A 12,910-nucleotide genomic window follows, 5' to 3' on the forward strand; every position below is an offset into this window, starting at 1 on the left:
CTCAGCGGCCGGTCCGGCCGTCGAGGAACTCGCGGAGGATGTCGGCGTGCCCCGTGTGGCGGCCGTTTTCCTCCAACATGTGGGCCAGCGCCCAGCGGAGGCTGGGTGCGGGCCTGCCCGGCCGCGGCACGGGCGCCGCCGGATCGGTGTGCTCGTCGAGGACCCCGTTGGCGCGCCTCACCGCTTCCCGGTAGGCGTCCACGACGCCGGCGGCGCTGACCTCCTCGCCGAGGAACGTCGCTCGTTCGACGGAGGTGAGGTGCTTGACGAGGCCGAGCGGGGCGGTGCCGGACGGCACGGCGGCCGCGGCTTCGCTGCCGCCGATGGCGGGCGCCGATCCGGCCCGCACGGGAACTCGCCGCTCCGGCAAGGAGAACGCGCCACCGGACCCCGGTGACGAGCACGCGCCACCGGGCATCACCCGGGTCCACCGCCACGCCGCCGAGCACCCGAACCCGGCCGAGGTCGTCACAGGGCGACGACGACGGCCTTGGACTGGGTGTAGGCGTCGAGGACCTCCAGGCCGCCCTCCCGGCCGACGCCGGACTGCTTGTAGCCGCCGAAGGGCAGGTTGCCGGTGCTCATCTCGCCCCACGTGTTCACCCAGACCGTGCCGGCCTGGACCCCGGCGGCCATCCGGTGCGCGGTGGTGAGGTTCGTCGTCCAGATCGACGCGGCCAGGCCGTACTCGGTGTCGTTGGCCTTGGCGATGGCGTCGGCGACGTCGGTGAACGTCATCAAGGCGCCGACCGGCCCGAAGATCTCCTCCCGCACCACGCGCATGGCCGGGTCCACACCGTCGAGCAGCGTGGGCGCGATGAAGTAGCCGTGGTCGCCGTAGCGGGTACCGCCGGTGACGACGTTCGCGCCCTCCCGCACGGCGAGGTCGAGGTACGAGCGGACCCTGTCGAACTGGGCCGCCGTGGACAGCGGACCCACGACGGTGCCGGCCGACAACGCGTCCGCCGGCGTGAACACCGTGGTCATCGCCTGCTCGAGCAGGCCGGTGAACTCCTCGCGGATGGTCTCATGGACGAAGATGCGCGTGGTCGAGACGCACGCCTGGCCCGCGTTGCCCAGGAATCCGGCCGCCACGCCACGGGCGGCCAGCGGGAGGTCGGCGTCGGCGAAGACCACCGCGGGCGACTTGCCGCCGAGCTCGAGCGTGACCCGCTTGAGCGACTCGGTCGCGGCCCGCTGCACGTGCTTGCCGGTGGCGGTGGAGCCGGTGAAGGCGATCTTGTCGACGTCCGGGTGCGTGACCAGCGCCTCGCCCGCCTCGTCGCCCCGTCCGGTGACCACGTTGACCACGCCGGGCGGCAGGTCGGTCCCGGCGAGCAGCTCGGCCAGGCGCAGCGTGCTCAGCGAGGCCGTCTCGGCCGGCTTGAGGACCACCGCGTTGCCCGCGGCCAGTGCCGGGGCGAGCTTGCCGGGCAGCTGGCCCATCGGACCGTTCCAGCCCCAGATGACGCCGACCACGCCCAACGGCTCCTTGCGCGTGTACGCCAGGCGGTTGCCGGGGGTGGGAACGCTCGTGCCGAACAGCTTCGTGGGCCAGCCCGCGTAGTAGCGGAAGGTCTCGCTCGCCTCGGCCAGCATCCTGGTGGTGATCGTGCGCGGCGCGCCCATGTTCACCGAGTCGATGGTCGCGAGCTCCTCGGCGTGCCGCTCGATGACGTCGGCGATCTGGAGGAGGACGCGGCCGCGGCGATCAGGCGTCATCTCCGCCCAGGACGGGGCGGTGAACGCCTTCCGCGCGGCCTGGACGGCGGCGTCCACGTCGGCGGTGCCACCACGCGGAACGGTCGCGAGCGGCTGCTCGGTGGTCGGGTCGGTGTTGGGCAGGGTCTGCCCGGACCTCGCGGTGACCCAGCTCCCGCCGATCCACATCCGCCGGTCGCCGGAGAGCACGAACTCGGGGACGGTGCGACGGGCTTCGTGCGCGAGCGGCGGGGTCGTGGAAGCCGGCGTCATAGGGGCTGGGGTCATCGGGGCTGGGGTCATCGGCTGAACGCTCATGTCATCTCTCCGGGTTCTCAGGCGGTCGCCGTCCGAGGAAGTAAACGGACAGCCTCTCCACAAGGTAGTGGAGAGGCTGTCCGTTTACAACGGCGCGCCCTGCGGGGAAGAGTCGTCAGGCGTTCTGCCTGCGGAGACCGTCGAACAGGACGTCGATCATCGACGTGCCGGAGGCCGGGTCGTCCCGGACTCGTTCCAGGGCGACCACGGCGTCGAGGACCTGTCCGAGCGAGACGTCGTCGCGCACCTCGCCGCTGTCCGCCGCCGCGGTGAAGAGCGGCTGGGCCGCGGCGATCACGCGGGACCGGCTCTCGCGGAGCACGGGGCTGTCGCCGCCGGAGTCCTCCAGCAGCAGCATGGCGAGCGGCCCCTTGCGCGCTCCGGCGGCGTGGAAGCGCGTGAGCCAGGCGAACAGCGCCTCGCCCGGGGTGCTCCCCTCCGCGGTTGCGGCGGCGGAGCAGATGTCGTCGACCTGGGAGCGGTACAGCTCTTCGACCAGCTCCGGCCTGCCGGGGAAGTTGCGGTACAGGGTGGCCATGCCGACCCCGGCGCGCCGGGAGATCTCCGCGAGCGAGGGGAGGTCGCCGGTCTCGGCGAGTGCCTGGCGCGCCGCCTCGACGATCTTCACGCGGTTCCGCCTGGCGTCGGCCCGCTTGCCGGTCGCGAGCTCCTCGGTCATGCGCACACCTCTTCGGGTCGGCTTCGGTGCGATCCTCCCAGCTTAGTGGACAGGGTGTTCGTTTCGTTGCGGAGCGAGCGGCCGGTGTCCTGGTACCGGCGGTCCCAGGAAGGGCGGACGACTGGTTGACCGCCTCGCCCGAGCCGAACCTGGGGACATGACGACGACATTGATCACCGGGGCGAACAAGGGACTCGGCTTCGAGACCGCCCGCCGGCTCATCGCCGCGGGCCACACCGTCTACCTCGGGAGCAGGGACGGGGAGCGCGGCCACCGGGCCGCCGAGCGGCTGGGGGCGCGGCTGGTCCTCCTCGACGTCACCGACGACGCCTCCGTCGAGGCCGCGGCGGCGGCCGTCGCCGCCGACGGTGGCCTGGACGTGCTGGTGAACAACGCCGGCGTCGAGGGGCGGACGGACGCCGGCGAGGTGCTCGGCGCGGCGGACACGACCGCCGGTCTGATGCAGACCCTCTTCGACACCAACGTCTTCGGCCTGGTGCGCGTCACCCGCGCGTTCCTGCCGCTGCTCCAGCGCTCCGCGGCACCGGTGGTCGTGAACGTCAGCAGCGGCCTGGCCTCGATCAGCCGGGTCTCCACACCGGGCACGCCAGCCCACGCCTATCCCGGACTCGCCTACCCGGCGTCGAAGGCCGCGGTCAACATGATCACGGTGCAGTACGCGAAGGCCTTCGCGGGCATCCGGATCAACGCGGTGGAACCCGGTTTCACCAAAACGGACCTCAACGGGAACACGGGCACGCAGACCGTCGAGGAAGGTGCCGAGATCATCGTCCGCATGGCGCGGATCGGTCCCGACGGCCCCACGGGAGGCTACTTCGACGCCGCGGGCGCCCTTCCCTGGTGAGACGAGCCTCGTCAGCCTCCGGCCGGGTGGTCGTGGTGACGGCGCTCGCGGTAGGCGCGGGTCTTCTGGCGGTTGCCGCAGATCTCCATCGCGCACCAGCGGCCGCGGCCGTTGCGCGAGACGTCGTGGAACGCCCAGCGGCAGTCCGGCGCGGCGCAGAGCTTGGCCCGCCGCCAGTCGCCCCTGGCCACGCTGGTGGCCACCGCCTCCAGGACGGCGTCCAGCCACGGCCTGCCGGACGCGGCGGCGATGCGCAGCCCGCCGGAGGTGTCCGGCACGAGGTGCAGCGGGTGGTCCCGCAGCGCCGGGGCGGTCCCGGCGTCGGCGGCGAGTGCCTGCCGCAGTGCGGTGCGCAGCGCGATGGCGGCCTCCCGGTCCGCGCCGCGCACCGCGGTGCCGCCCGGCGCGAGACCGCGGTCCGCCAGCCAGCCCGCCAACGCCCGGGGAGAGGTCAGCCCGCGGGAGTTCGCGGCGCGCTTCTTCGACGTCCGGTCGTGGGTGGAGGAGACCAGCGGCGGGCACTTCGCGGCCTGGGAGCGCCCGGAGCGGTACGCCGCCGGCGTGCGCACCGCGCTGTCCCTCGTCTGAGGGCGTCCCGAGGCGCTACAGCCGCTGCAACCCGAACCGCTGGTTCAGCCCGTCCCCGGCGGTCCACTGCGAGATGCGGGCACCGTCGGCGGTCGACTGCTCCCACACGTCCATGGCGAGACCGCTCTGCCGGTTGACGAGGCTGACCACGCCGAGGCCGTGGTCGACCACCCGCCACTGCTGGCTGGGCGCGCCGGTGTCGCTCTGCTGCGTGATGTCGGCGCCGCTGCTCGAACCGGCCACCTGGAGCACCAGACCGCTGTGCCGGGCGCGGACCCGGTAGTGGCCGCCGCCGGAGTCGAGGAAGTCGAACACCTGGTTCAACCCGCCCGTGGCGGCCCACTGGATCGCGGTGGCGCCGACCGCGGTGGAACCGGCGTCGATGTCGACCAGCTTGGAGCTGTGCTGGGCGACGAGGCGGTAGTCCACGCCCGGTTGCACCGGGCCGGTGCCGCCACCCGCGCTGCCTACCGGTGCCCGCGACAGCGCCTGCGCCCTGGCCAGGTCGGGCAGCGGCCGCAACCGGTAGGTGTAGGCGTAGTCCCGGTTGGGGAAGAGCTTGTAGGTGTCGAGCGGGTGGGCGCCCCAGCTGTCGTTGCCGCCGACGCCCGTCTGCCGCAGGTTGAGGCGCAGCACCACGTCCTGGCGCCGGGTGAGCTGGTAGTCGTGCCGGACGCCCTTCGAGAGGTCCTCCGGGGTGAAGTGGGACGCGTTCACCTCCAGCAGCGGTTCGGCGTACGCGAGCAGGCCGCGGCCGCTGCCGTCGGTGAGGGCGACCCACCGCACGTCGGTCTTGTTGCCGTTCTCCTGCGGCCGGATGTAGCCCGTCCACTGCTCGGCGACGGTCGAGGTGTGCACACCGACGTCGGAGCCGGTCTTGCGGTCCCACTGGTTCTCGTGCGGGCCCCTGCCGTAGTAGCGCAGCCGGGACAGCTCGCCCGGCACGAACAGGATCGTGCCCACCTCGGGGATGTACGGCAGGCTCGACGAGCCGGGGTGCAGGAAGTTGTCGACCTTCACCTCACCGTTGCCGAAGATCGTGTACGTCGTCGTGAACGTCGACGGGGTGCTGGTCGGCAGGGTGCCGCTGACGGTGATCCGCGCCGAGCGGTCGGACGGCCGGTCGAGCGCCACCCGGCTCACCGTCCGGTTCGCGCCGGCGTGGCGCCACGTGCCGTTGCGGCTCGGGTGACCGTTGCCGATGTCGTTGTCGGTCGGTGCGCGCCAGAAGTTCGGCACGGGGCCGGAGTTGAGCAGCCGCATGCCCATCGCGTCGAACGAGGTGATCAGGCCGGACGCCTTCGCGACGACCACGCTGAAGTCCTGGCCGGTGACGGTGATCCGGTCGGCGGTCTCGGTCGCGGTGACCACCGGCACCGACGTGACCGGCACGGGCACGACCGGCGGGCTGCTGAAGTCGATCGGGAGCTGCTGCTTCGCGACCTCGAAACCGGCGGGGGCCCACGGCGTCGCCGTCCGCAGCCGGAACGACAACTGCAGGAAGTGCTCCTCGCCGGGGACCGGGGCGGCCGGGCGCTGGACCGGTACCTGCACCGTCTTGGCCGACAGCGGCGGGATGTCGAGCTGCGCCGGGGTCAGCTCGCCCCGCTGCACGACGGCGCCGTCGGCGAGCAGGGCCCAGCTACCGGCGAACTCGCCGACGTTGGTGAACAGGTGCTCGTTGGTGATCCGGACGGTCCCCGCGGTGCCGGCGGCGGCGACGTTGACGGCCTGGTAGACCTGTTTGACCTCGACGGCCTTGCCGCTGATCCGGCGGTCGGCGGTCACGATGCCGTCGGCGCAGAAGGCGCCGTCGTTCGGGTTGTCGCCCCAGTCGCCGCCGTAGGCCAGGTACGTGGTGCCGGACGAGGTCTTCCAGGTCAGGCCCTGGTCGGCGAAGTCCCAGATCCAGCCGCCCTGCAGGACCGGGTGGGCCCGGATGACGTCCCAGTACTCCTTGAGGTTGCCGGTGGAGTTGCCCATGCTGTGGGTGTACTCGATCATCACGTACGGCCGGGTGTCGGAGGTGTTCCGCGCCCTGTTCTGCACGGCGGCGGGGCTTTCGTACATGGCGGAGCGGATGTCGCTGACCTGCGGGCGGTTGTCGCCCTCGTACTGGATGACGCGCGTGGGATCGGCCGCCCGGATCCAGTCGCGCATCGCCACGAAGTTGCTGCCGCCACCGGCCTCGTTGCCGAGCGACCACATGATCACCGAGGGGTGGTTCTTGTCGCGGTGCACCATCTGGGCGGCGCGGTCGAGGACGGCCGCGGTCCAGTCCGGCTTCGACGCGGGGTAGTTGTCCCGGATGCCGTGCGTCTCCAGGTTGGCCTCGTCGACGACGTAGAGGCCGTACTCGTCGGCGAGCTCGTACCAGAGCGTGTTGTTCGGGTAGTGCGACGTGCGGACCGAGTTGATGTTGAGCTGCTTCATCACCGTGATGTCGCGGACCATGTCCTCGCGGGTCAGGGCGGTTCCGCGGTCCGGGTGCAGCTCGTGCCGGTTGGTGCCGCGCAACGACACCGGCTGCCCGTTGATCCGCATGAGGCCGTTCCTGAGCGCGAACTCGCGGAAGCCGACCCGCGCCGACACCGTCTGGGTCACCGCGCCGGACGGGTCGCGCAGCGTGAGCACGGCCGTGTAGAGCTCGGGGTGCTCGGCCGACCAGAGCCGCGGTCCCCGCACCGCCTTCGCCCCACGCGCGGTCGCCTCCTGGCCCGGTGCGGGGGAGCCCACCGGAATCCGCAGCGGTTCCGGCCACACGGGTTGCCGGTTGTGGTCGTAGAGCTGGGTTTCCACGGTGAACGTGCCCGCCTGCTGGCCGCCGTTGTTGCGGACGGCGACGGCGACCGCGAGATCGGCGTTGGTGTAGTCGTCCCGCAAGGGCGTGGTGATCGTGAAGTCGCGCAGGTGCGCGGGTGGCAGCGAGTAGAGGAAGACCGGCCGGAAGATCCCGGACAGCCGGATCATGTCCTGGTCCTCGAGCCACTCGCCGTCCGGGTACTTGAAGACCTCGACCGCAACCAGGTTCGAGCCCGCGCGGACGTGGTCGGTGACGTCGAACTCCGACGGCGTGTACGACCCCTCCCGGTAGCCCACCTTCGTGCCGTTGACCCACAGGTAGAACGCGGACTTGACGCCCTCGAAGTGGAGGTGGACCCGCCGCCCCTGCCACGCGGGCGGCAGCGCGAACGTCCGGCGGTACTGGCCGACGGGGTTGACCCGCGACGGCGCGAACGGCGGCTGGGTGTTCTCGTTCTGGCCGTTGTTGCCCCACCACGGGTACGTGAAGTTGAGGTAGATCGGGAAGTCGTAGCCGTGGAGCTGCCAGTTGGACGGCACCGGCAGAGCGGCCCAGCCGCTGTCGTCGTAGTCGGTGCGCCAGAAGTTCTGGTCGCGGTCGGCCGGCCGGTTGACGTGCCGGAACCGCCAGGTGCCGGTCAGGTCGAGCCGGAACGGCGAGTTCGTGCGGTCCCCGGTCAGCGCCTGCTGGAGATCGGCGTACGGCATGAACGTGGCGTGGGCGGGCTGGGCGTTGACCGCGAAGATCCCGATGTTGTTGTTCCACTCCGGGAAACCGTTGGGCGGGTCGGGCCACGCCGCTGCCGCGAACTCACCGTCCGCCGGTGCGGCACCGGCCGCCGCCGTCCCGGACGTCGCGGCCGCGGCCGGCCCGGGCAGTCCGTGGACGGCCAGCGCCGCGAGCCCGCCGCCGAGGATGGTGCGCCTGCGGATCGCCGGACGCTCGTCTGGTTCGTGGGACAACGTCGTCTCCTAGCAGTCGCCGATCAGCGTGGTGGGTCGGTTCGGGGGTGAGCGGGTCCAGCCGCCTGGGCGCGCCACGGCTGTTGCCGCGGCATCAGTGCGCGCAGGGGAGGGGCCGCCGGTCGGGCGAGCCCCTCCGCCCTCGCGCCGCTAGGCCTTGGCCCAGCGCTGGTCGGCGCCGCCCCGGCAGGTCGCCACCGTCACGGCCGCGCCGTTGGCGGTGCCGCCGGAGGTCAGGCACAGTCCTGTTTGGACGCTCGTGACCGTGCCGCCGGTGCCGATGTCCCACGCCTGGTTGGCACCACCGTGGCAGTCCCAGATCTGGACCCTGGCACCGGACGCGGCGTTGACCGGGGCGTCCAGGCACTTGCCCGTCACCTGCAGCGCCTGCCCGGTCTGGGCGAACTGCTGGTTGGCGTTGGGGTGGCAGTCCCAGGTGACCATCTGGGTGCCGTTGGCCGTGCCGGCGCCGTTGACGTCCAGGCAGCGGCCGGCGGCCTCGGCGCGCAGCCGGAACGTGACCGGTGCGGGCGGCGTGTCGCCGGTGAAGAACTTCCACACCTCGTTCTTGACCCAGCTGCGGGCGCCGCTCTCGCAGCCGGCGCACCCGTCCACCGGTCCCTGTTGGTGGCCGCCGTCGAAGGGAGCCCAGACCACCGGGTAGCCGGTCCGGCAGTTCGCGTAGTGGGTGGTGATGTGCGTGCGGCTGCCGGCCGCGGGCTCGGGTGCGTTCTGCGGGGTGCAGCCGTTGTTCCGCACCCACCGGTCGCGCTGGCCGCGTCCCGAGCCGATGTTGTCGCCGATGCCGTGGATGCCCATGTAGGCGACGGGCGCGGTGCCGCCGGCGCACCCGCTGATCTCACCGGGGCTCGCGATGGCCGCGATGGCGCGGAACACCGTCGGGCGGGAGCACGCGAGCGAGATGCTCATCGCGCCGCCGTAGCTGAAGCCGAGCGAGAAGCGCTGCGCGGTGTCGACGCAGAGGTCGTTCTCGATCCGGCTGATCATGTCGTCGACGAACCGGACGTCCTCACCGCCGGAGTTCGCCCAGCCGTTGCCGAGCCCCTGCGGCGCGACGAAGATCGTCGAGTTGTTCGCCAGCCGCCGCAGGCCGTAGTAGGCGTAGACGTCGCCGTCGCTGCCGCCGCCCGCCACCTGGTCCGCGGTGCCGCCCCACCAGTGGAAGCCGAAGACCAGCCGGTACTGGCGGGTGTTGTCGTAGTTGTCGGGGATGCTCAGGATGAACGAGCGGTTCTTGCCGCCGCTCTGGATCGTCTGGTTGCCGTTGCGCAGCGCGGGAGCCTTGCCGCAGCCGGGGGTCGCCGTGGCGGGGGCGGGCTCGGGGGACGCCTGCGCGTCGGCGGCGGCGATGCCGCCGCCCGAGAACACCACCGCGGCGGCCACGAGCAGCCACCACACCCGGCGGAGCCTGTGCTTGGTTCGCATGGGTTTGTTCGCACTCCCTGTCGTGGTGATCAGCCGGTCACGCAGGTGCTGCCGTTGAGGCTGAACGAGGCCGGTGCCGCGGGGTCGCCGGTGTGGGTCGCCTGGTAGCCGACGGTGATCGACGCGTTCGGCGCGATGTCGGCGTTGTAGGCGAGGTTCCTCGCCGTCACCTGACCCGAGGTGGGGGAGTAGGTGGCGTTCCAGCCGGAGGTGATCGTCTGGCCGCCGGGCAGGGTGAAGGCGAGCGACCACCCGTTGACCGGCGTGGTGGCGGTGTTGGTGATGGTGACGTTCGCCGTCAGGCCGTTGTTCCACGCGTTGGTAGTGGTGCTGATACGGCAGGCCGTGTCACCGGGCGGCGTCGTGGTGGTCGTGGTGGTCGTGGTGGTCGTGGTCGTGGTGGTGGTGCTCGTGGGGCCGCCGCCGCCCCCGAACTGGCTGATGAACCTCCACGCCTCACCGGACGTCCAGGTGCGCCAGCCTTCGCCGCCCCCGTCGATCGGGCCGGGGGTGTGCCCGCCGTCGAAGGCCGCCCAGACCACGGGGTAGCCGGCCCGGCATCCGCTGTAGGCGGTGACGATGTGGGTGCGGCTGCCGGCGCTGGGTTCCCGCGGGTTCTGGGGTGTGCAGCCGTTGTTGCGCACGAACGTGTCGCGCAGCCCGCGGCCCAGGCCGATGCCCAGGACGTTGTCGCTGATGCCGTGGATGCCGAGGTAGGCGATGGGCTGCGTACCGCCGTCGCAGCCGCTGAGCTGGGCGCCGGCGTAGACCACCACGGCGCGGAAGACGTTCGCGCGGGCGCAGGCGACCGCGTAGGACATGCCACCGCCGTAGCTGAAGCCACCGGCGAAGCGCCGGGTGGTGTCCAGGCACAGCGACGAGTCGAGCCGGGCGAGCAGGTCGTCGACGAACCGGAGGTCCTGGCCGCCGGGGTTCGCCCAGCCGTTGCCGTTGCCCTGGGGCGCGACGAAGATCGTGCCGTTGTCCGCCGTGTCGGACAGGCGGCGCAGCCCGTAGTAGGACCAGTTGTAACCGTCGCCGCCACCGGAGTCGACGTCGTTCGCGGTACCGCCGCGCCAGTGGAAGCCGACGAAGAGCCGGTACTGGCGGTTGCTGTCGTAGTTGGCGGGCAGCCGCAGGATGAACGTGCGGTTCTGGCCGCCGCTGCTGATCGTGTGCTGGCCGCTGCTCAGCGCAGGCGGCTTGCCGCACCCCGCCGTCGCGGCCGCGGCGCCGGCCCCGCCGGACTCCTGGCCGCCGAGGGCGATGCCCGCCGCGCCCAGGAAGACCACGGCGCTGGCTGCCGCCGCCGCGATCACGGACCTACGCCGGGACATGGCACTGCCGTTCGTGCTGGAACATCGTTGTCCCTTCGGTTGTCGTACCTGTTGATGGGGAAGCGCCGGGTCACGCGCCGGTGCCGAACTGCCACCAGTTCACGTTGAGCAGGTAGCCGGTGCCGCCGCTGAACCTGAGGTAGAGGTCGCGCGTGCCGGTCAGCCCGCTCACCGGGCAGGAGACGGTGGTCCAGGTCTGCCAGCCGCCCGTGTTGGGCACGGTGCAGCGACCGGCGAGAGCGCCGGTCGGGCCGCCGGAGCGGACCTCGACGGAGCTTCCGGCGACGGTGGAGGAGACGCGGGCGGTGAAGGTGGTGGCGCCGTTGCCGAACGCGACGTTCTTGACCTTGATGTGGTCGCCGTTGTTGACGTGGCTGACGTTCATGCCGCCCTCGCTCGAGACCTCGGTCTCGATGCCGCTGCCCCAGGCGATCGTCTCGGCTTCCTGGCGGACGTACGGGTTGAGGGTGTCCACGGCCGGCGGGCCCGCCGTGGTCATGGTGAGGGACGGGATGGTGCCGTCGGCGTTGTAGCTGAACCTCTCGACGGCGACGGAGCGGGTGAAGCCACCGCCGCCGGGCAAGGCGCCGTTGTGGTAGAAGAAGTACGAGTTGCCCTTGAAGTCGATGATGCCGGGGTGGTTGGTGAAACTGCTGCCCTGCGTCGCCATCACGGTGCCGCGGTAGGTCCAGGGCCCGGTGGGCGTGGGCGCGGTGGAGTAGCCGATGAACTCCGAGCAGCACTTGGCGGCGAAGACGTTGTAGTACAGGCCGTTGCGCTTGTAGACCCAGGGGCCCTCCTCGTAGAGGGTGGGCCGGTTCGGGTCGCCGGTGCGGGTGCCGAACCCGGCCGTGGTGAGCGGGATCTGGTTGACACCACCGGAGAACGAGATCATGTCGGCGTTGAGGCGGACGTACCAGAGGTTCGGGTTGCCCCAGTAGAGGTAGGCCTGGCCGGTGTCGTCGATCATCACCGACGGGTCGATCTCGCCGTTCTCCACCAGGGGGCGGCCGAGTGCGTCGCGGAACGGGCCGGTCGGGTTGTCGGCGACGCCGACGCCGATGGCCATGCGGCCGGTGGCGCGGTTGACGACCGGGACGTACCAGTAGAACTTGCCGTTGCGCTCCACGGCTTGCCCTGCCCACGCGTCCTTGCTCGCCCAGCTGAAGGTGCCGAGGTTCATGGGGGAGCCGTGGTCGGTCCAGTTCACCATGTCGGCCGAGGACCAGACCCGCCACTCCTTCATGGTGAACCAGGTCGAGCCGTCCTCGTCGTGCCCGGTGTAGAGGTAGACCCGTCCGTTGTGGACCAGCGGCGCGGGGTCGGCGGTGTAGATGTGTTGCACGATCGGGTTGTCCGCACTCGCCGGTGCGGCCGCCGCCAGGAGCAGGCCCGCCACCACGGCGATGCGCGTCCAGAACTTTCGTGTCGTGGCCATCATCGTCTCCCCGAGAGCGGGGGGAGGCTCGCGGACCCGGCGTCTCGCCCGGTCCGCGGAGACCGTCCCCTCCGGTGTGTGGTGTGCGGAAACGTCAGCTCGCGGTGCAGGCCGGGTTCAGGCCGGAGCCGCTTCCGGTGCCCTGGAAGCCGAACTCGGTGGACCCGCCGGCGGGCACGGAGCCGTTGTAGTCCACGTTGGACCAGGTGATGCTGCCGCTGGTGCCGCTGCCGTTGGCGCTCCACGAGCCGGTCACCGAGCCACCGGACAGCGTCGTGGTGACCTGCCAGCCGCGCAGGGCGCTGGAGCCGGCCGTGACCTTGACCGTGGCGACGAAGCCTCCGTTCCACTGGTTCAGCGACACCGTCGCGGTGCAGCCGCCGGGTCCGGGACCGTTGCTCGTGGTGGTGGTGGTGGTGGTTGTGGTCGTGGTGGGGCCGGGGCCGCCTGCGTTGAGGGCGTCCAGCACGGCGGTGTAGGCGGGCTTCTTGGCGCCGGAGCTGGTGAACAGCAACGGGTTCTCACCCGTGCGCCAGGAGTCGCTGTCGCGGATGCCCCACACCGTGATACCGGTGCACCGGGCCACCGCAAGACACGCCCTGGTCACCGCGCCGTAGGCGTTGGCCTGGTTCGCACCGGCGATGTCGAGCTCGGTGATCTGCACATCCACACCCAGATCCGCGAACCGCTGGATGTTGGCCTGCATGTCCGACGGCGCGGTGTTGGTCAGATGCGCCTGCAACCCCACGCAGTCGATCGGCACACCACGGGCC

Annotated in this window: 10 protein-coding genes; 1 reads left to right on the forward strand and 9 read right to left on the reverse strand. The window is 71.6% G+C overall.

What is annotated here, in order from left to right:
- Position 1: 1 nt before the first annotated feature.
- The 3 genes from BMW88_RS16825 to BMW88_RS16835 form a co-directional block, all read right to left on the reverse strand.
- Positions 2-472: a mycothiol transferase gene (locus BMW88_RS16825; RefSeq protein WP_245777842.1), complete on the reverse strand. Its 471-nt coding sequence runs from the start codon at positions 470-472 to the stop codon at positions 2-4.
- Positions 469-1,974 carry an aldehyde dehydrogenase family protein gene (locus BMW88_RS16830; RefSeq protein ID WP_089951636.1) on the reverse strand — a complete coding sequence of 502 codons (1,506 nt, stop codon included), beginning with the start codon at positions 1,972-1,974 and terminating at the stop codon, positions 469-471. The genes BMW88_RS16825 and BMW88_RS16830 overlap by 4 nt, the downstream gene beginning before the upstream one ends.
- Positions 1,975-2,134: 160 nt before the next feature.
- Positions 2,135-2,698, reverse strand: coding sequence for a TetR/AcrR family transcriptional regulator (locus BMW88_RS16835; protein ID WP_089951637.1), 564 nt, complete (start codon positions 2,696-2,698; stop codon positions 2,135-2,137).
- A 157-nt stretch (positions 2,699-2,855) separates the two neighbouring features.
- Between BMW88_RS16835 and BMW88_RS16840 the strand changes: the two genes are divergently transcribed.
- Positions 2,856-3,563 (forward strand): SDR family NAD(P)-dependent oxidoreductase, encoded by a 708-nt coding sequence (locus BMW88_RS16840; protein WP_089951638.1) that lies wholly within the window; start codon positions 2,856-2,858, stop codon positions 3,561-3,563.
- An 11-nt stretch (positions 3,564-3,574) separates the two neighbouring features.
- Here the strand turns inward: BMW88_RS16840 and BMW88_RS16845 are convergent, their stop codons facing one another.
- The 6 genes from BMW88_RS16845 to BMW88_RS16870 all read right to left on the reverse strand — a co-directional run.
- Complete coding sequence (locus BMW88_RS16845) at positions 3,575-4,132, reverse strand: CGNR zinc finger domain-containing protein (protein ID WP_245777843.1); 558 nt, start codon at positions 4,130-4,132, stop codon at positions 3,575-3,577.
- A gap of 34 nt (positions 4,133-4,166) precedes the next feature.
- A complete protein-coding gene (gene lacZ / locus BMW88_RS16850; protein WP_089951639.1) occupies positions 4,167-7,916 on the reverse strand; it encodes a beta-galactosidase, LacZ type in 3,750 nt (1,249 codons plus the stop codon).
- Positions 7,917-8,066: 150 nt separating this feature from the next.
- Complete coding sequence (locus tag BMW88_RS16855) at positions 8,067-9,362, reverse strand: ricin-type beta-trefoil lectin domain protein (RefSeq protein ID WP_089951640.1); 1,296 nt, start codon at positions 9,360-9,362, stop codon at positions 8,067-8,069.
- Between the two features lie 29 nt (positions 9,363-9,391).
- Positions 9,392-10,699 carry a CE1 family esterase gene (locus tag BMW88_RS16860; RefSeq protein ID WP_089951641.1) on the reverse strand — a complete coding sequence of 436 codons (1,308 nt, stop codon included), beginning with the start codon at positions 10,697-10,699 and terminating at the stop codon, positions 9,392-9,394.
- A 70-nt stretch (positions 10,700-10,769) separates the two neighbouring features.
- Positions 10,770-12,137: a glycoside hydrolase family 43 protein gene (locus BMW88_RS16865; RefSeq protein ID WP_089951703.1), complete on the reverse strand. Its 1,368-nt coding sequence runs from the start codon at positions 12,135-12,137 to the stop codon at positions 10,770-10,772.
- A 94-nt stretch (positions 12,138-12,231) separates the two neighbouring features.
- A partial coding sequence (locus BMW88_RS16870) for an endo-1,4-beta-xylanase (protein ID WP_177221141.1) occupies positions 12,232-12,910 on the reverse strand: 679 nt, incomplete at its 5' end.

Source organism: Lentzea xinjiangensis, assembly GCF_900110955.1.
In the GTDB taxonomy this organism is placed as follows: domain Bacteria; phylum Actinomycetota; class Actinomycetes; order Mycobacteriales; family Pseudonocardiaceae; genus Lentzea; species Lentzea xinjiangensis.

Bases quoted from the DNA above. Each gene is read 5' to 3' on its own strand.
- BMW88_RS16855 (WP_089951640.1), bottom strand. From the start codon at position 9,362: ATGCGAACCAAGCACAGGCTCCGCCGGGTGTGGTGGCTGCTCGTGGCC.
- BMW88_RS16835 (WP_089951637.1), bottom strand. From the start codon at position 2,698: ATGACCGAGGAGCTCGCGACCGGCAAGCGGGCCGACGCCAGGCGGAAC.
- BMW88_RS16860 (WP_089951641.1), bottom strand. From the start codon at position 10,699: ATGTCCCGGCGTAGGTCCGTGATCGCGGCGGCGGCAGCCAGCGCCGTG.
- BMW88_RS16840 (WP_089951638.1), top strand. From the start codon at position 2,856: ATGACGACGACATTGATCACCGGGGCGAACAAGGGACTCGGCTTCGAG.
- BMW88_RS16865 (WP_089951703.1), bottom strand. From the start codon at position 12,137: ATGGCCACGACACGAAAGTTCTGGACGCGCATCGCCGTGGTGGCGGGC.
- BMW88_RS16830 (WP_089951636.1), bottom strand. From the start codon at position 1,974: ATGACGCCGGCTTCCACGACCCCGCCGCTCGCGCACGAAGCCCGTCGC.